Origin of the sequence: Sphingobacterium sp. UBA7625 (assembly GCF_002484085.1) — a bacterium.
GTDB classification, from domain to species: Bacteria; Bacteroidota; Bacteroidia; order Sphingobacteriales; family Sphingobacteriaceae; genus Sphingobacterium; species Sphingobacterium athyrii.
Genome location: NZ_DLJD01000043.1, coordinates 1 through 18,376 on the forward strand (window position 1 = coordinate 1; position 18,376 = coordinate 18,376).

General features: G+C 40.1%; 19 protein-coding genes and 1 riboswitch. Of the genes, 7 read left to right on the forward strand and 12 right to left on the reverse strand.

What is annotated here, in order from left to right:
- Nucleotides 1-235 precede the first annotated feature (235 nt).
- On the forward strand, nucleotides 236-682 hold the full coding sequence (locus B4G94_RS18020; RefSeq protein ID WP_219929292.1) for a DUF3060 domain-containing protein: 447 nt from the start codon (nucleotides 236-238) through the stop codon (nucleotides 680-682).
- Nucleotides 683-760: 78 nt separating this feature from the next.
- Here the strand turns inward: B4G94_RS18020 and B4G94_RS18025 are convergent, their stop codons facing one another.
- The 5 genes from B4G94_RS18025 to B4G94_RS18045 form a co-directional block, all read right to left on the reverse strand.
- On the reverse strand, nucleotides 761-3,505 hold the full coding sequence (locus B4G94_RS18025) for a DUF3857 domain-containing protein (RefSeq protein ID WP_286860657.1): 2,745 nt from the start codon (nucleotides 3,503-3,505) through the stop codon (nucleotides 761-763).
- 160 nt (nucleotides 3,506-3,665) lie between these two features.
- Nucleotides 3,666-4,601: a 30S ribosomal protein S6--L-glutamate ligase gene (rimK, locus tag B4G94_RS18030; RefSeq protein ID WP_108632262.1), complete on the reverse strand. Its 936-nt coding sequence runs from the start codon at nucleotides 4,599-4,601 to the stop codon at nucleotides 3,666-3,668.
- A 59-nt stretch (nucleotides 4,602-4,660) separates the two neighbouring features.
- Entirely contained in the window at nucleotides 4,661-5,098 is a 438-nt protein-coding gene (locus B4G94_RS18035; protein WP_165306329.1) for an ATP-dependent zinc protease, read from the reverse strand.
- A 58-nt stretch (nucleotides 5,099-5,156) separates the two neighbouring features.
- Complete coding sequence (locus B4G94_RS18040) at nucleotides 5,157-6,335, reverse strand: AIR synthase related protein (RefSeq protein WP_108632260.1); 1,179 nt, start codon at nucleotides 6,333-6,335, stop codon at nucleotides 5,157-5,159.
- Between the two features lie 53 nt (nucleotides 6,336-6,388).
- On the reverse strand, nucleotides 6,389-6,871 hold the full coding sequence (locus B4G94_RS18045) for a DNA-deoxyinosine glycosylase (protein ID WP_286860662.1): 483 nt from the start codon (nucleotides 6,869-6,871) through the stop codon (nucleotides 6,389-6,391).
- Between the two features lie 97 nt (nucleotides 6,872-6,968).
- Between B4G94_RS18045 and B4G94_RS18050 the strand changes: the two genes are divergently transcribed.
- From B4G94_RS18050 to mgtE, 4 genes are all read left to right on the forward strand, one after another.
- Nucleotides 6,969-7,832: an SPFH domain-containing protein gene (locus tag B4G94_RS18050; RefSeq protein WP_104382566.1), complete on the forward strand. Its 864-nt coding sequence runs from the start codon at nucleotides 6,969-6,971 to the stop codon at nucleotides 7,830-7,832.
- Nucleotides 7,833-7,842: 10 nt separating this feature from the next.
- A complete protein-coding gene (locus B4G94_RS18055; RefSeq protein ID WP_108632258.1) occupies nucleotides 7,843-8,019 on the forward strand; it encodes a ribbon-helix-helix domain-containing protein in 177 nt (58 codons plus the stop codon).
- An 88-nt stretch (nucleotides 8,020-8,107) separates the two neighbouring features.
- Nucleotides 8,108-8,818 (forward strand): dipeptidase PepE, encoded by a 711-nt coding sequence (gene pepE, locus B4G94_RS18060; RefSeq protein ID WP_108632257.1) that lies wholly within the window; start codon nucleotides 8,108-8,110, stop codon nucleotides 8,816-8,818.
- A gap of 170 nt (nucleotides 8,819-8,988) precedes the next feature.
- Nucleotides 8,989-10,305, forward strand: a complete 1,317-nt coding sequence (gene mgtE / locus B4G94_RS18065; RefSeq protein ID WP_108632256.1) for a magnesium transporter — start codon at nucleotides 8,989-8,991, stop codon at nucleotides 10,303-10,305.
- 72 nt (nucleotides 10,306-10,377) lie between these two features.
- On the opposite strand, the gene B4G94_RS18070 is transcribed toward mgtE, so the two are convergent.
- The 6 genes from B4G94_RS18070 to ubiE form a co-directional block, all read right to left on the reverse strand.
- Nucleotides 10,378-11,637 (reverse strand): chloride channel protein, encoded by a 1,260-nt coding sequence (locus B4G94_RS18070; protein ID WP_286860667.1) that lies wholly within the window; start codon nucleotides 11,635-11,637, stop codon nucleotides 10,378-10,380.
- 21 nt (nucleotides 11,638-11,658) lie between these two features.
- Nucleotides 11,659-11,721, reverse strand: a riboswitch (Fluoride riboswitch).
- Between the two features lie 7 nt (nucleotides 11,722-11,728).
- The gene (locus tag B4G94_RS18075; RefSeq protein ID WP_108632254.1) at nucleotides 11,729-12,103 is read right to left on the reverse strand and encodes a DUF423 domain-containing protein; all 375 of its coding nucleotides are present in this window, start codon (nucleotides 12,101-12,103) and stop codon (nucleotides 11,729-11,731) included.
- A 9-nt stretch (nucleotides 12,104-12,112) separates the two neighbouring features.
- Nucleotides 12,113-12,568 (reverse strand): GNAT family N-acetyltransferase, encoded by a 456-nt coding sequence (locus B4G94_RS18080; RefSeq protein ID WP_286860671.1) that lies wholly within the window; start codon nucleotides 12,566-12,568, stop codon nucleotides 12,113-12,115.
- Between the two features lie 91 nt (nucleotides 12,569-12,659).
- Complete coding sequence (locus tag B4G94_RS18085) at nucleotides 12,660-13,109, reverse strand: GatB/YqeY domain-containing protein (RefSeq protein WP_108632252.1); 450 nt, start codon at nucleotides 13,107-13,109, stop codon at nucleotides 12,660-12,662.
- A gap of 10 nt (nucleotides 13,110-13,119) precedes the next feature.
- On the reverse strand, nucleotides 13,120-13,881 hold the full coding sequence (locus tag B4G94_RS18090; RefSeq protein WP_286860674.1) for an SDR family oxidoreductase: 762 nt from the start codon (nucleotides 13,879-13,881) through the stop codon (nucleotides 13,120-13,122).
- Between the two features lie 81 nt (nucleotides 13,882-13,962).
- On the reverse strand, nucleotides 13,963-14,703 hold the full coding sequence (gene ubiE, locus B4G94_RS18095) for a bifunctional demethylmenaquinone methyltransferase/2-methoxy-6-polyprenyl-1,4-benzoquinol methylase UbiE (RefSeq protein ID WP_108632250.1): 741 nt from the start codon (nucleotides 14,701-14,703) through the stop codon (nucleotides 13,963-13,965).
- A gap of 414 nt (nucleotides 14,704-15,117) precedes the next feature.
- On the opposite strand from ubiE, the gene dnaB reads away from it, so the two are divergent.
- A complete protein-coding gene (gene dnaB / locus B4G94_RS18100; RefSeq protein ID WP_104382556.1) occupies nucleotides 15,118-16,731 on the forward strand; it encodes a replicative DNA helicase in 1,614 nt (537 codons plus the stop codon).
- Nucleotides 16,732-16,849: 118 nt separating this feature from the next.
- Here dnaB and B4G94_RS18105 read toward each other — a convergent pair whose 3' ends face one another.
- Nucleotides 16,850-17,743, reverse strand: a complete 894-nt coding sequence (locus B4G94_RS18105) for a DUF3078 domain-containing protein (protein ID WP_165306334.1) — start codon at nucleotides 17,741-17,743, stop codon at nucleotides 16,850-16,852.
- 138 nt (nucleotides 17,744-17,881) lie between these two features.
- Here B4G94_RS18105 and rlmH point away from each other — a divergent pair, with 138 nt between their 5' ends.
- On the forward strand, nucleotides 17,882-18,355 hold the full coding sequence (gene rlmH / locus B4G94_RS18110) for a 23S rRNA (pseudouridine(1915)-N(3))-methyltransferase RlmH (protein WP_108632248.1): 474 nt from the start codon (nucleotides 17,882-17,884) through the stop codon (nucleotides 18,353-18,355).
- Nucleotides 18,356-18,376: the final 21 nt, after the last annotated feature.

Consider the following 18,376-nt stretch of genomic DNA (forward strand, 5'->3'; position numbering starts at 1 on the left):
TGTTAGAGATATTAAAGGAGCCCCAAAGGCTCCTTTTTTTGTTGTCACCCGTTTGAACGCTGTCTGTTTTTTTGGACGATATTTGAACGCATAGCAAGGAGCTGCTCATCGTATTTTATTTGTCGGAGGCTTTATACCCTCTTTTAAACAACTGAAATTATCAAACTATATGTAATAACCATTCTCAATCAATATTAGGTTTGATTTTTGTACAAATAGCAATAAACATGCAATTATGAAAACAAGAACGATCGCATTTGGATTTTCACTTCTGTTATTTGGAGGTATGGTTATGGCTAAAGGGCCAGGTTACAAAGCTCCTATAAAAACTGTGTCGGATCAACAGGGAAAAGTTATATCAATTGAGGGTGTAGGTAACAGCCGGACAATAGAGGCCAAGGGAGGAGAGACAATCCAAATAGAAGGTGCCGATAATAAGGTGGTAATACGTGGTAATGTTAGTAAAGTTATTATTGAAGGCAAAGGCAATACCGTAACGGGAAATGACGTGTCGACTGTTACGATAGAGGGCGCAGACAATATGGTTAATATTGGGTCTGTCGAAACCGTTCAAATTGAAGGTATCAAAAATCACGTTCACTACAAATCGACTAAAAACAAATCTGGCCAAGTAAAGGTATCTACTGAAGGGGCCGATAATATGGTTATGAAGATGAAATAATCAAAAATTTCAATAAAAAAAGGGTTTTGNNTTTTGCATGATATCATGCAAAACCCTTTTTTTATTGAAAAATAGTATCTAGTTTTTAGTTTGATTGTCTTCAGACTGCTTATCATCTAATTCATTTCTTTGTGTTTTATAATCCGCGGATGTAATTTCTGTATCTTGTTCTTTTTGTATCGGATAGGGGTTTAGAAAATCTTGATCAAAAGGATGAGGAGTAACGGCTCGCGGTATAGGGTTGTTATCGTGATATGTTCGAAGACAGGTGCCTTTGACACGTTCAGAATTATACACATAGGTTCCCCAAATGCAGAAAAAGAAAATCGCTTTTATGGTATCTTTGTAATGTGCGAGTGGACCATCTGTTTTATCTAAATAACTTTTGAACATAAAATAGGATGCAATTCCATCAATAGTACAGAATATGGCCATAAATAGTGCAACCATAAAGAAGGTCTGTGCGAAAATGTCCCTTTTCTTGATCAGTAAGACACAGCTATAAATCAAACCAGCCAGTATCAATACATTACCGATTATTTCCAACAGCAGCAGAATTTTGTATAAAATGGGTGAAACACCATCTAACTGATCTGCCGCTTGCCAAGTATTTAAATTAAAAAAGGACTGCTGAAAGAAAAATATACCGGATAGGGTCAATATATTTATAAATAGTACGATAAGCAGTACAATCATCCATCCACCAATTTGTTCATGATAAACTTCGTCGTATGGCTTAATAAAGAAGGGCTTACTTTTATTATACTTTTTAACAATATACCAAATGACGACTGGTACCAGGATAATGATTAGGATCAGCGTAAACCAATTCATTTCCTTCGCTGATGTCGGTGTGCCCAGATTAGTTATCCCATCTGTTACATATCCGTCGGCGTCCAGATAAAAACCATTGAAAAAGATATTCTCACGATCGGCAAAATCTGTATAATACTGTTGCAGATCCTTTTGCTCGACAAATGGTTCGTGAAAACCCAAGGTATAAGCAATCTTGATACTATCTGGCTTTATTTCCAATGTCTTTCCGAATACATAGGCGTTGCGGTCAAAATAGCTATTGTCTTTATGGCTGCCAAATGTATTTTTTCCTTTGTTAACGACGTCGATCTCATATTCGATATCTGAGGGAAAGGATAGGCTTAGTGGGGCAATACGATCCTCCATAATTTCGGGTAGCTTGTCGTTTATATTTGTGCCCAACAAGGAAATATACTTTTTGGAAGATCCGTTTTCTGCTTTTCCGATGTTTTTAATTTTGTATTTTTCGGTGATCTCCACGCGATTGTTCTCAATATCATCTTTGAATTGTATATGGCCAATTTTATTGATTTTGGGATAGGTTTTCGCATAATACTCCAGGTATTGCTTCTGTATATCGTTTTTGGCACTACCTTGAAAATAAGTACGCATATTGTCCGCTTCATTTCCGAAATAGACTGTTTTGACATCAAGGATAGCTTCGAATTTGCCTTCCAGCGTCAACGTTTCCTTGACTTTAATATTTCCCACAACATGCTGCGGTACATCGGCAAGTTTTCCATTGCCCAGAGTCGAGAGCACTTTTCCATAAGCGGGGAAATATCTGTTTTTGATATCTCCGCCCTGATTGGTTATGGTCGGATCAATATATTGGTAACGTCCTCCGATATTAACTTCAACAACCATGTGGTTGAAAGCATAAGGCGAGGGGAGCTCTTCCTGTAGTCCTCGGTCCTTATACGTATTGGCTAATACCAGTCCTGCGTCGATGTTTTTATTTTTGAGTATTGTTGCCAGCAGCATGGATTTATCTTTGCAATCGCCATAGCGCTGCGAAAATACTTTTTCCGGAACATTCGCCCGGTGTGAATATTCTCCCATCTCAATACCCATATAACGTATTTCGTTTTGTACAAAATCACAGGCCTTTTTTAAGTAGTTATAGGGCTGCCCATTTGACTCTTTCCATAGTTGATTGACGAAAGTTTGAAGTGTACTTGAAGGAACTATCTGTGGGATGGGATTAATCCTGCGGTTCCACTGGTCAACGTCCTGCCAGGTATTGAATTCTGAACATTGGATATACTTTAAGGGGCTGTACCAGGCCGGACTATAATTTTCGAATTGAACTGTTTTGTTCTCAGTAAGCTCCCAAAAGAAATTTGTTGCATTTCCCATGGATTGTTGCTGTACTTTAGGCGCGCCATTGAAACTTTTGAATTGAAGTTTGCGACTGTTAGGTACAATATAATTGAGATGGACCAAACCAGTAGGTTCATATCCCTGTAGGTAATAGGTGTCGAAAAATTTATGTTCAAATACGGGATTTGCACCTATAATTGAATAGGCAAATACGATCTTATCGTCTTTACGTAAATCTTCCAGGACATAATGAGCCATCTGACTTCCGTTGTAGATGGACCTCGAAAGCTCTGTTTCGGATGCAAGGAGGTTGAATTTTGCCTGTGGCAGTAAGTCAATATTTTTCCCGTTGCGAATGATCTTCAACTCATGTAATTGAAGTTTTTGGAAATGCGGATCAAAGGTTACCTGAACCTGTCCCAGGTTTTCGATCCCACTTTGATCAAACAATACTTTTATGTCCTTATAATATTTTGTTTGGGCAGCTAAGTTTATTTGATTTTCGATTAACTCATAGTAATATCCATCGCTAATATCATCCAGATTTGGCTTTATGGCTTTTTTTGTAATGGGTCGGAGCCAAGTTGGCGACGCTGTTTTTTGAATGGGTGTTTGGCTAAAAGACCAGGAAAATGCAGCTAGTACAAGTACGAAAGCTAATAGAAGATGGCTAAATCTTTTCATTAATTCATAATTTAGCCTAAGATAAGTAAAATTTGGACTCAACGGTAGCTGAATTTGGGAAGTATTGGGAAATCTTTATTTCATTAAATCTAGCGTCTTTAAAAATTAAAAGGGTTGTCAATAGCCATTAACAACCCTTTTAATTTTTAGTCCGGTAATTTTATAATTTGCTCTCTCTCTTTTTCTTCTTCTTTACCACTTTTGGCATTTGTGCTTGTTTCAATTCATATTGTCTTTCGATGTATTGAATGATTTCAGAAGCAATGTCTTTCTTTGTGGCCTTTTCTATACCCTCCAATCCGGGGGAAGAATTTACCTCGAGAACTAACGGCCCCCGGTCCGAGGGAATCATATCCACGCCACAAACGGTAAGCCCCAATTGTGCGGCGGCGGCAATAGCGGTTTCTCTTTCTGCCTTGCTTAGGCGTATTACCTGAGCTGTTCCGCCCCGGTGTATGTTTGACCGAAATTCACCTTCTTTAGCTGTACGTTTCATTGCCCCGACAACTTTGCCGTCGACCACAAAAGCTCTGATGTCAGAACCTTTCGACTCTTTGATAAACTCTTGGATCAAAATATTGTTTCCGAGGCCGTAGAAAGCTTCTATAACAGATGACGCCGCTTTCTTGGTTTCTGCCAAAACAACACCAATCCCCTGTGTACCTTCCAATAGTTTAATCACCAAAGGGGCTCCGCCTACCATACTGATCAGATCGTCAACATCGGACGCCGTACGTGCAAAGCCTGTAATCGGAAGGCCAATGCCGGCACCGGACAAGATCTGCAGACATCTCAATTTGTCCCTGGACCTGGTAATAGCTTGACTTGGATTTGCGGAAATTACATCCATCACCTCAAATTGTCTGACAATAGCCGAACCATAAAAGGTGACCGAAGCGCCTATTCGGGGAATAATCGCGTCAATACCACTGAGATCCTGTCCTTTGTAATGAATACTGGGTTTATCTTGCTGAATGCCAACGTAACACTTACTGTGGTCTATGACAACACATTCGTGACCTCTTTGTTGTGCAGCTTCTACGAGACGACGAGTTGAGTATAAACTCTTTACTGTCGATAATACGGCAATTTTCACGGTTTGTATATTGAATATATTTTTGTGCTAAGATAACAAAATAGCTTTGCTATTTGTTTTTATTTTGACGGGGACTTCAAGGAGAGATTTTCTTTGGAAACATCAACCAAAAATCTTCGGTAGAGAAAATTCTTTCCTAAAAGCATCGGGTAGGTCATTTTGGAGCGATTTCGAAATGAAATCTTGATACTGAAAACCTGGTCGTAAAGTTTTGCTGTAGTTCGGATATAATAACGCTTTTCCTCCTGACCAAATGAACTCTTGACCAGTTTTGATTTGTAAAGCTTTAATTTTAAAACTTTGGTTTCTTCTGTTTCGAAATTGGTAATGAGTTCGCAATGGATCCAGTCCTGACCATCTTCATTGACGATTTTATAGGAGTTACAATGCAAAACCGAGGAAGCGGCGCCGGTATCGACTTTTGCTTCTATGCCAAATATTCCTAATTCAGGTAAATCCAGGGTCTCTTTCCAGCCCACGAGAAGTTTTTCTTTCATTGATACCAAAAGGAATAAATGCACCAATCTTTATCGCATAAATTGGTGCATACTTGTTTTATTCGTAAATAAATTCTCCAAAAGGAGATGTAATCGTTACTTTTTTAGAAGCGGCATCTTCTACACGACCGATAATTTGTGCCGGAATTCCGAATGACTCCGAAATGGCAATGATATCCGCAGCAATAGCTTCAGGTACATACAATTCCATCCGGTGTCCCATATTGAATACCTTGTACATCTCTTTCCAGTCCGTATTGGATTCTTTCTGTATCAATTCAAAGAGTGGCGGAATTGGGAAAAGATTGTCTTTGATGACATGTACATTGTCCACAAAGTGCAACACTTTAGTCTGCGCTCCACCTGAACAATGCACCATTCCGTCAATCTGAGAACGGTACTTATCTAAAATATTTTTGATGACCGGGGCATAGGTACGTGTCGGTGAAAGGACGAGTTTACCCGCAGTGACTGTTTCGCCTGTTTCCACGGTGATGCCATTGGTTAAATCCTGACTCCCTGCAAAAACAAGTTCATAAGGGACAGCCGGATCGTAAGCCTCCGGATATTTTTCCGCTACTTTTTTGTTAAAGACGTCATGACGTGCTGAGGTTAAGCCATTGGAGCCCATACCGCCATTATAAGCTTTTTCATAGCTTGCTTTTCCATTGGACGCCAAGCCGACGATTACGTTGCCCCCTTTAATCCGGTGATTTGAAATCACATCCTCCCGTTTCATCCGGCATGTAACTGTACTATCGACTATAATTGTGCGTACCAGATCGCCAACGTCAGCAGTTTCGCCACCGGTAGAATAAATACCGATACCCAAATCACGAAGTTCAGCCAATATTTCTTCTGTACCATTGATGATTTCTGCAATAACTTCTCCGGGAATAAGATTTTTGTTTCTTCCGATTGTAGAGGACAGTAGAATATTATCGATCGCTCCAACACAGAGTAAATCGTCTATATTCATAATGATAGCGTCTTGTGCAATACCTTTCCAAACCGAAATATCTCCAGTTTCTTTCCAATAGACATAGGCTAGCGAAGACTTGGTACCGGCACCATCAGCATGCATTATATTGCACCAGTCCTGATCTCCACCCAAAATATCGGGAATGATTTTACAGAATGCTTTGGGAAACAGACCCTTGTCGATATTTTTTATCGCATTGTGCACATCCTCTTTTCCAGCGGATACACCTCGTTGATTGTATTTTAAATCTGACATCTTAGCGCAAAAATAAGCAATAGCGCTGAATTAACGAACCTTATTTATGTAATTTAATCACTTATGATCGTACGCCAATGCGTGACGAGTTGTTCGAAGTTTGTTTTTGCATTTGCAGGACTTGTACTGGGGAGGCATAGGTAGCGTATGTTCTCTTTTTCGTCAAAATACTTCGTAAACAATTTATACGCTTTTTGCCCATTAAAGACTACGAGTTTGATCCCCGGATTTGCCTCCAGAAGGGCGATGATTGGATTGGGACTTTCATCTTTGATGGCCAAATCCATACTGCCCGGACGGGATGCTTCCGCACAGACATCCCATAGACCAATGCCGTTGTTAAGTAGCAGATTTACTTTATCAATATAGTCAGTCGTATTTGGACTATCGTACAAATGTCTGATCACTTTCCAGAAACGATTTTGTGGATGCGCATAATATTCATTTTGCTCCAACGATCTGTCGCCCGGCAAAGATCCGAGGATAAGCGTTTTGGTATTGGCGTTCACAAGTGGTAAAAAGGACCTTTTGAGCATAATCAAAAATAACAATAATAATTTTGGCTTTGAAATAAGAATTATTTTTTGCTATATTTATGATATTAAAATGATATCAAATATATATTAACGAATTATGGAAAAATTGATTAAACCTATGTCGGGCTATTTAGCCTTATTAATTGCGGTAGCTTCTTTTATAGCTGCCATATTTTCATTTGCCAACGTCGACGAAAGTTCGCTATATGTTGTACTTGGCGTCATCCTGATGATCGGAACATTTTTTATACTGAAAGGATTAATGATTATTAATCCAAATCATTCACGTGTTTTAAATTTCTTTGGTCGATATGTGGGCACTGTAAAAGAGAACGGTTTGTTTTTTGTCAATCCGCTGTATTCTACCATCAAGATCAGTTTACGTTCGGATAATCTCCAAGGGCAGACATTAAAGGTAAACGATAAGATGGGAAATCCAATTGAGATCGGTGCTGTTATCGTATGGCAGGTAGGGGATACCTATAAAGCTGCGTATGATGTCAGTAATTATACGTCTTATGTACGTACGCAGAGCGAAGCTGCGGTACGGCATCTGGCGGGAAGTTTTCCTTATGATAACCTGGAGGATGAGGGAGCGGAGATCACTTTGCGTGAAGGCGGCGATACGGTGAATCATATTCTTGAGCAGGAACTCGCCGATCGTCTTGCACCTGCGGGGGTGATTATTAAAGAGGCTAGAATCAGTCATTTGGCTTATGCATCCGAAATTGCCGGTGCAATGTTGCAAAGACAACAAGCTGCTGCCATTGTCGCCGCGCGTTCAAAGATTGTGGATGGTGCTGTAGGCATGGTTGAGATGGCACTAAAGAAGCTGTCCGAAAAGGATATTGTAGAACTGGACAACGAGAAAAAAGCGGCTATGGTGAGCAATCTAATGGTGGTGCTCTGTGGAGAAAAAGCCGCGACACCAATTGTAAATACCGGTACTTTGTACCAATAAACTGAATGAAATGGCAGATAAAAAGAACTTTATGTTGCGGCTTGACGATCAAATGTACAAAGCATTGGAAAAATGGGCTGCAGATGAGTTTAGGAGTGTTAACGGGCAGATCGAATATCTTTTACATAAAGCGCTGCAAGAAAATAAAAGATGGAGTGCGGAGAAAAAGTCTGCTGATAAAAAATAAAGAATCAGAAAGTAAAAATGTACCTTTGGCTTCGCTTCAAACGAAGTAAAAGGTACATTTTTTGTTATATAATTTTAAGAAATAAGATATGTTGATCAATCCAATCTATAATTTATTGGTCGTAAGCACAAGTACCATTCATGGCAGCGGATTTCTCGATTACATTAAAGAAGATTTTGTGAAATTTATCGCTTCCGATGAGTTGCTGTTTATTCCCTTTGCCAGACCATCCGGAATATCTTTTGATGCGTATACGGCCAAGGTTCAGGAAGCTTTGGATGATAAAAATATAAAAGTTACCGGATTGCATGAGTTTCAGAACAAGAAAAAGGCCATTCAGGAAGCAAAAGCAATCTTTGTCGGTGGGGGCAATACATTCTTGTTGTTGAAGACATTGTATGATTTGGATCTTGTACATCAATTGCGCGTACAAGTAGGCAAAGGAACTCCTTATGTAGGCACTTCTGCTGGATCTAATTTGACCGGATTGACCATTGGCACAACAAACGATATGCCTATTGTTTATCCGCCAAGTTTTGACGCGTTGGGATTTCTCCCTTTTAATATTAATCCACATTTTTTGGATCCGGACATGAATTCGACCCATAAAGGAGAAACACGGGAAACCCGTATTCAGGAATTTCATCAATTTAATTCACAACCCGTAATCGGACTACGGGAAGGTAGTTGGCTAAAAGTAAATCAAGGAGAAATAAAATTGGAGGGAACGTTAACAGCCCGTTTATTTCGACCGGAAAGTGAAGCTGTGGAGCTTGCTCCCGGATTAATTAATTTTTAAGATTTTGTAAAATCTGCACTGTTTTCGTAGCTTAACAATAAATCGAAAGCGGTCAGCAGCCTATTTTAGATATAATAGTGCCTTTCCTTCTTAAAAAATACTTTTGTAGATGATTGGATATCATACAAAATAAGCTACTTTTGCGCTAAATCCATTAAAATATTCTTCCAATGGAACAAAATTCAGCATTGCACCCAGCCGATATTGCGGAAGAAATATCGCGTCTAACTAAAGGTGAGCAACATCAACATTTTATGGACTATCCTTTAGAGGATAGATTGGAAATCTTTTCATTTTTGGAAGTAGATGTCCAATACACATTGATTAAATCAATGACCGAGCAGGAATTGTCCGAATTGCTGAATAACCTTAAGCCGGATACGCGAAACGAGTTGCTTTCTGAGCTACCGGATGATCTGATCAAATATTTGATCAATCTCTTGAACGAGCGTGAAAAGCAGATGGCGCTGGAGTTGATTGGATATAAAGAGGACAGTATTGCCCGTCTAATGACACCCATGTATGTGCAGGTACGTCCCTATTATACGGTGGATGATGTTTTTCGGCATATTAAAGTCTTCGGAAGAAAGGCTGAGACACTCAATTTCATTTATGTCGTTGATGAGAAGAATGTTTTGATTGATGATTTGAAGATCGGTCAATTGCTATTGTCTGATGGTTCCACAAAGATTTCGGATCTAATTGACTATAATTTTGCAGCAATTAAAGCCTCAACTCCGATGGAGGAGGCTTTCGAAATCTTCCAAAAATACGATCGAAGTGCCTTACCTATTATTACCGAAGCGGGTGTATTGGTTGGGATTGTGACCTTTGATGATGTGCTGGACCGGATCGAAGACCGTGACACAGAAGATATTCAACGATTTGGAGGGATGGAAGAGCTGGATCTGGCTTATACAAAGACGCCATTACTTCAGTTAGTACAAAAACGGGCCGGATGGCTTATTATATTATTTTTCAGTGAGATGCTTACCGCTTCTGCCATGGGTTTCTTTGAAGGGGAATTGGAAAAGGCGGTTGTATTGGCATTGTTTGTTCCGCTGATTATTTCCAGTGGTGGAAATTCGGGCTCGCAGGCTGCCTCACTTATTATTCGTGCCATGGCCTTGGGTGAATTGAAACTCAAGGACTGGTGGTATGTCATGAAAAGGGAAGTTTCTTCGGGACTGATTTTGGGCAGTATATTGGGCGCCATTGGTTTTCTTAGGATATTGGCCTGGCATTTTCTTGGTTTATATGACTATGGCCCTTATTGGATTGCAATAGGTCTTACTGTGGCGGTTTCGTTGGTGTTTATCGTGTTATGGGGAACTTTGTCGGGTTCATTTATTCCTTTTATTCTACGTCGGTTTGGTTTGGATCCAGCCACGGCATCGGCACCTTTTGTGGCCACTTTGGTTGATGTCTCCGGCTTGATTATTTATTTTACCGTTGCAGCATTCTTTTTGCAGGGCAAATTATTGTAGGCCTGTTTGAAAAAAATAGCGATGAAAAGCATAAAATCAGGGACTGATTTTATGCTTTTTTTATGGACTGAGTTACAGATTCAATCTTCGGTACAATTTTTCTTTAATTCCCCCTTTTTGAGCAACATAAATTCCTTTTTTTCCAGAAAATATAAATGCGGCTATGCAAGCAATTGCTATAAAAACGACGGGTTGAAAACCAAAAAGCTCATAGCCCATAATGATACAGGCCAGTGGCGTATTTGTGGCGCCTGAGAATACGGCAACAAAGCCCATGGCGGCCAGCAGCCCTAAAGGGAGCGGGATAACCGTACTCAGCGCACTGCCAAGCGTAGCTCCTATAAAAAATAATGGGGTCACTTCCCCGCCTTTAAAGCCGGCAGAAAGCGTAAATGTGGTTAGCACCAATTTGATGAGGAAATCATAATAATCCGAAGGATTGTTAAAAGCCTCCTGTATCATTGGAATACCCAAGCCGATATATTTTGTGCTTTTTAGCAATACCACCGTAATCACGATGATAATACCACCGATAACGGGTCTGAATAGCGGGGATCTGATCTTTTTAAATTGGGAGCTGAAGAAGTCTCCCGTGAAAGTAAACAACCGGGCTGCCGCACCGAATAAAATCCCGGCAATCAGGCTAAGGCCAATATTGCTTAAAGATATTGCGGGGATACTATCATGTATAGGATAATGTGTATGCGGGATATTCCACAACTGACAACTAAAGTGTGCGATATAGGCTGTGAGCATGCAGGGGAGTAGCCCAAAATATCTTTTTTTGCCAATGAGCAGAACTTCAAGGCCAAAGATGGCTCCGGCAAGTGGGGTGCCAAAGACGGCGGCAAAACCTGCTGTAATGCCAATGGATATCAGGATACGACGTTCGGTTTTGCCGAAATTAAACCAACGGTTGAGTTGGTCGGATATTGCCCCACCAATCTGGACCGCCGTTCCCTCACGTCCGGCTGATCCCCCAAACAGATGGGTGAGCAAAGTTCCGAATAGGACAAGAGGTGCCATGATGAGCGGTATCCGGCGCTGTGGATAAAGGTATTCTTCAATCAGGAGGTTGTTCCCTTTACTGGAGGGATTACCCCAACGCTGATAGGATAAGGCAATGATCAGCCCCGCAAGCGGTAATCCGTAGATAATCCAGGAATTGTTTTCTCTATATGCGGTGACCCAATTCAGCGAAAAAAGAAAGAATGCGCAGATTGACCCAACGCTAAATCCTACCATACAGCAGGTAATCAGCCATTTGGAAATGAAATAAAACTTGTTTTGCGCTGTTTGATTTGAAGTTTTGATAGCCATAAGTCTACTCATATAAAATCTGTTGTTTTTATACTAAAAGTAGACGTCATCAGCTTATTAGGGCGGTTTTGGGCAGACATCATTGCCACTATGTTATGCAAAGTTATAAAAAACGAATGATAATTGCAATCCAGCCCATTATCATGAGTAATCCTCCTAAAGGAGTGATGGGGCCAAGAAACTTCAGGTTTTTTTTCCAATACTCCGCAAAGGAAAGAAAATAAATACTTCCTGAAAACAATAATGTGCCCGAGGTAATTAGGTAATAGGCTACCCGTTCGGACTGATAGTCAAAGGACAGGTTTAGTCCGAGAACCAATAGCGTGATGGCTGCATACATTTGATATCGAACGCCTACCTCAAACGAATCCAGCTTTTCAGCCGATAGAATTTTTTTGAATGCATGTGCGCCAAATGCACCTAATATAATGGCCAGAGCGCCCAATAATGCAGCGGTAATGATTACAATGTGATTCATAAATATAATTTATTTAAGAACTGATTTAGTCATGTCTATGTGGAGAATCCCGTAGTCAGGATAAGGTTCGGAATTTTGTTCAAACCCTAATTTCTCATAGAATGACTTTAAGTGAAATTGGGCACCGATTTGAATATCCTGCGTTCCGAACGCTTCTAGCGTAGCGGCGATGGATTTATGCATCAGCAGCTGGCTTAAGCCTGTTCCTCGCGCCTCCTTCGCAACAATTACACGCCCTATGGACGCTTGTGGGTATGAAATTCCAGGCGGAACCAAACGGGTATAGGCGACAATCTCTCCATCCTTCTCCGCCCAAAGATGGAGGCAGACATAATCTTTATCATCCAGTTCCGGATATAAACACGCTTGTTCCAGCACAAAAACCTCCGTACGCAATTTTAAAAGGCGATACAGTTCCCGGTTCGTCAGTTCGTCAAAATTCTTAAGTTTCCAATTATAATCCATGATGGTTAATGAAGACAGACAAACCGAGTTACCGACCCCACCGCAGGAGCAATTAGTCGGTAACTCGATTGATGTTATGTTAATGGGGTGATTACGCCAATAGGCTTTTTACGACCTCCGAGATTGTCTTCCCGTCGGCTTGACCAGCTAATTTTTGATTGGCAGCACCCATTACTTTTCCCATTTCCTTAATGGATGAAGCGCCGGTCTCTGCAATGATTGCTTTGATAACGGACTCTACTTCCTCTTTGCTCATTTGTTTAGGAAGGTAGGCTTCGATCACTTTTTCTTCTTCTACCTCAATTTGATAAAGATCTTCACGGTTTTGATTCTTATAGATTTCGGCAGACTCACGGCGTTGTTTTACCAGTTTTTGTAAAACTTTGATTTCAGCTTCCTGATTTAGCTCTTCTGCATGACCTTTTTCAGTTTTAGCAAGAAGAATAGCCGCTTTGATGGCACGTAGTCCACGCAATGTTGCGGTGTCTTTTGCGATCATTGCCGCTTTAATGTCTTGATTTATTTGTGTTTCTAATGACATGATGTTTTAATTATTTTCGATTGACAATCGTGCCCGTAGCCTGAGCCGTGGGCATTATTAATAGATCGTTGATGTTCACATGCGCCGGTCTAGTGATGACAAAAAGTATTGTTTCAGCGATGTCGATTCCGGTTAGGGGCTGTACGCCTACATAGACGTTTTTTGCCCGTTCCTTGTCGCCATGAAAACGAACTTCGGAGAACTCTGTCTCGACCATTCCGGGATCAATGGAGCTAACTTTTATACCTTTGGAAAGCAGGTCGATACGCATTGCTTTTGTTAAAGCGTCGACGGCATGTTTTGTCGCACAGTACACATTACCATTGGGATAAACCTCTTTTCCGGCTATAGATCCTAAATTGACGATATGTGCCCCATTTTCAGTATCCATGAGTGGGATAACTGCTTTGCTCACATAAAGCAAGCCCTTGACGTTGGTATCGATCATTCTGTCCCAGTCACCGATATCGCCATCCTGAATAGGATCCAGACCTTGACTAAGTCCGGCATTATTAATCAACACATGGATTTTTTTCCATTCTTGCGGCAAACCATCTATTTGATTCTGGACCTGCTCTGAATCTCTAACGTCTAATTCAAAAGTATGAATGTTGATATCGGGATAGGTTGAACTCAGTTTTTCCTTTAATTCATCCAAACGATTTAGTCTGCGGGCACAAAGTAAAAGATTGTAGCCTTCCTTTGCCAATACTTCAGCACAGGCCTGGCCAATACCTGAACTTGCTCCTGTGATGAAAACTGTCTTTCTCATATATGTTACTAGTTGAAATATTAAAACTCGATATTGACCGTCTTTTTATGCTAAAATGTAGCCGTGGAATCGTTTATTGACTTATTTTGTAGCGATATAAATCGTACAGATACCGAACGTCTGGGGTTTTACAATCGTTTGGTCAAAGCCAGCCTTTTTATTTATAGCAACAAATTTCTGTCCATCGGGAAACTGAGCAACAGATTCCGGTAGATATTCGTAAGCACTGGCATCTTTTGAAAAGAACTTTCCAATAGTCGGTGTTACATATTTGAAGTAAAAATTATAGAGTTGTTTTATTGGGAATTTTTTTGGATTTGAAAACTCCAAAATAACGGCTTTGCCACCCGGTTTCAATACTCGGTAGATATCGGACAGTCCCTTTTCTAAGTTCTCAAAATTACGGACACCAAATGCAACGGTCACGGCGTCAAACGTATTGTCATCAAATTGAAGCCTCTCCGAATCGCCTAATTGTACTTCAAATTGATTTTCCAACCCTTTGTTTGCGATTTTCTTTTTAGCAACATCAAGCATACCCTGCGAGATATCAACCCCAATGATTTTTTTGGGATTCAATATTTTGATGGATTCCAATGCAAAATCCCCTGTTCCGGTTGCCACATCCAGCATCAGTTGAGGTTTGATGGATTTTAAGGCATTAATGGCTTTCTTACGCCATATAATATCAATCCCCAGAGACATGAAGTGATTTAAGAAATCGTAGGAATGGGAAATATTGTTGAACATATCCGCGACCTGTTTTTTCTTGCCGTCGTTGGCGTCTTTATAGGGCTTTAATGTTGAAGAATCGTGCGTCATTTTACAAATATACAATATAAGTATATTTTTAATGCTTAAAATGGGATTTGTTTTTCGATTTAAAGCTGAGATTTTTCCTGTCTGATCAAGGAGATGTTGTGACAGTCTTTAATGGGAAATAAATGCTGCTATTTTGAATTTGTGGAATTTTGCTTATTCACAATGGTTTAAGTTATCAACACTTTTTAATGTATTGATTTTAAGGGCTTGTTTTTTATTTTCAACATGTTTTCCACATGTTGTGTTGATAAGTGGAGTGGTAAAACTGTGTCCTTCAAAGCGTTTTGACAGTTGATGGCTGAACAACTAAATCTGCTGTTTGTAATTCATCCTCGTGGTGAATTTTATTTTTTATACATTTGTTATCCCATCTTAAATTTAAGAGCTGGGAAGCTATATTTCGGATATAATATCATGATGAACGAGAGCAATTTTGAGGCGAATAATACGGATAATAACAAAAGAGGTAATTATGGTGAGCGCCGTACCAAATTAAACAATATGGTAAGCGGCTTAGGGAAGCTACCACCACAGGCGGTAGATCTTGAGGAAGCTGTTTTGGGCGCATTGATGCTTGAGAAAAATGCACTGAGCGAGATTATTGATATTTTAAAACCTGAGTCTTTCTATAAGGAATCGCATCAGAAGATTTTTGAAGCGATATTTGGTTTATTCCAAAAGACCTCGCCGATTGATATTTTGACGGTTACATCCGAGTTGCGGAGAATGGGCGCGCTGGAAATGGTAGGCGGAGCTTATTATATTACGCAACTGACCGACCGCGTAGTTTCAGCGGCAAATATTGAATACCATGCACGGATTATTTCTCAAAAATATATTCAAAGGGAACTGATCAAAGTTTCAACTGAAATTATCAATAGCTCCTACGACGAGACCTCCGATATTTTCGATCTCCTGGACCATGCCGAAAAGAGCTTGTTTGATATTGCACAAAATAACTTGAGAAGAGATTCCCGCAAGATGGACGATATTATGCGTGAAGCCATCTCGAATCTTGAGATGTTACGTGATCGCACGGACGGTCTGACCGGTGTGCCATCAGGGCTAACGGCGCTTGATCGTATGACTTCTGGCTGGCAGCCTTCGGATCTGGTGATTATTGCTGCACGTCCAGCGATGGGTAAAACGGCATTTGTATTGTCTGTCGCACGAAATGCGGCGGTAGAACACGGTAAAGCTGTAGCAGTATTCTCGCTAGAGATGTCATCGGTTCAGTTGGTTAATCGTCTGATCGCTGGGGAAACTGAAATTGAGCAGGAAAAACTAAAAAAAGGTAACCTCGCAGATCATGAATGGCAGCAATTGCACTCTCGTATCGGACGACTGACAGACGCTCCGATTATCATTGATGATACTCCTGCGCTGAACGTATTTGAATTTAGGGCAAAATGCCGTCGTCTAAAAGCACAATATGATATCCAAATGGTGATTGTCGATTATTTGCAATTGATGCACGGTAAAGCAGAAGGCAAAGGTGGGGGAAACAGGGAACAAGAAATCGGTAGTATTTCCCGTGCTCTGAAATCTGTCGCGAAAGAGTTGAATATTCCAGTTTTGGCCTTGTCGCAATTGAGTCGTGCGGTGGAATCCAGACCTGGAAATAGTAAACGGCCAATGTTATCCGATTTGCGTGAGTCGGGGTCTATTGAGCAGGATGCCGATATGGTACTTTTCTTATACCGACCAGAATATTATGGTTTGACAGAAGATGAGGAAGGACGTCCGACGGCAGGTGTGGGTGAAGTTATTATTGCGAAGCACCGTAATGGTGAAACAGGGATCGTACCACTTCGTTTCGTCGGTAAATTTGTTAAATTTGTCGATCTTGAAGACGAGTTTTCCGGAATGGGTGGGGGTGATGGTTTTGGCGATGCGCCAGCCACATTCTCTGCATCTGCATTGAATCCGTCTCCAAATTTTGGCGATGACTTTGGTGGAGCAGGTTTTAGTGGTGGCATTACCATGCCTTCACGCATGAACGATATGCCTGACGATGCACCATTTTAATATGTAATTTTACACGAGTATCCATAAATGAGAAAGCCGAAATAATACATTTCGGCTTTTTTTAATTCTATTCAATGCATTTTTGTTCTTTTCTTCGATGTGGAATTGATTATTGCAACTAAAATTTATAGGTTACTCCAGCTCCGACGATTTGTCTGATCTGTAATGCGGAGTTTCTTTTTCCGACTTCTTTTCCTTCTTCAATAATCGGAATGGCGGTGTTGTCGTCATAGATCATTTGTACGCCGGCGTTTACGGTAATAAACTTATTGACCTTCATGAATAGATTCGCGGTGTAGTCTATGTCAACATTCTGCGGCTTGTCCAGGTAATTTGAATAGAGTTTTAAAATATTTTCAAAGGAAACATTCTCCATCAGGTTTACTTTGTAGTATGCGTCAAAAGAGGCACCGAACTCGGTTCTTACTTTTTTTCCGGGATCTAGACCATATCGTGTTGAAAGAAGCGTGTCGCTGACGAACACGAATCTTACTGCTGCTGGGGACAGATTGAACCTCAGGTTATCCGATTTTTTGTAGGCAAAACCGGGTCCAAAGCTTAAATATGCCGGAGCCAGGAATCGCGAAATACGTTCTTTCGGAGTTTTTGTATAATCAAATCCATCGGCAAACTGCGTATTAAAATTCAAGAAAAAAGTATATAACCAGTATTGTGAGGCCTGATGCCCCAATAAACTGTTCAATACCAATCTATCATCATTTTTGCGCCAGTCAGATTCTTTTTGAAAAGTTAAACCGTATGCCGCTAGCACCTTGTTGTCCCAGGACCACTTATCTTTTTTATAATTGAAATCATAATTTAAGGTAAGGTTTCCGGAGAATGAATTGACACCCCCCGCCGCCCAATTGGAAAATGAACTTTGGTTAATTAGAAAAGTGTTTTCACCTTTGATCGTCCATATTTTACTGGTGTCTGGAAGAGCTTGCTGACTATAACTTCGAAAGCCAAATAAACATAGTGCAATAAGAAAGATCGATTTAATTTTTTTCATACTAAAAATTTGGTTTTTGTGCATTATTGCGAAAATAATTGTTCTATAACTAAACGAATAATATTGTTTATTGTTTTATAGCTTTTTGTTTACGGATATTTTAAATAAAATTGGAACTTTGGCAACTTATTAGATATTATGAAAATAACGTTGCTTTGTATTGGAAAAACGGATGATAAATACTTGATCGAAGGAATCGATAAATACATCAAAAGACTAAAGTTCTATGTAAACTTTACTATCATGGTAATACCGGATATTAAAAATAGCAAAAGTCTCTCTGAGGAGCAGCAAAAGGACAAGGAAGCTGGATTCATTTTAAAACAATTGCAGCCGCAGGATATGGTCATTTTACTGGATGAATTTGGTAAGGAGTTCCGTTCCCTGGACTTTTCCGCATATTTGGAGAAAATGATGGTCAATAGTGTACAGCATATGGTGTTTATTATCGGTGGTCCTTATGGTTTTGATCAAAAAATCTATGATCGTGCAAATTCCAAAATGTCTTTGTCGAAGATGACTTTTTCGCATCAAATGATCCGTTTATTCTTTACGGAACAGCTTTATCGAGCCTTTTCTATTATGAAAGGCGAACCTTATCATCATGAATAATATGGAAAAAAGTCCGTAACT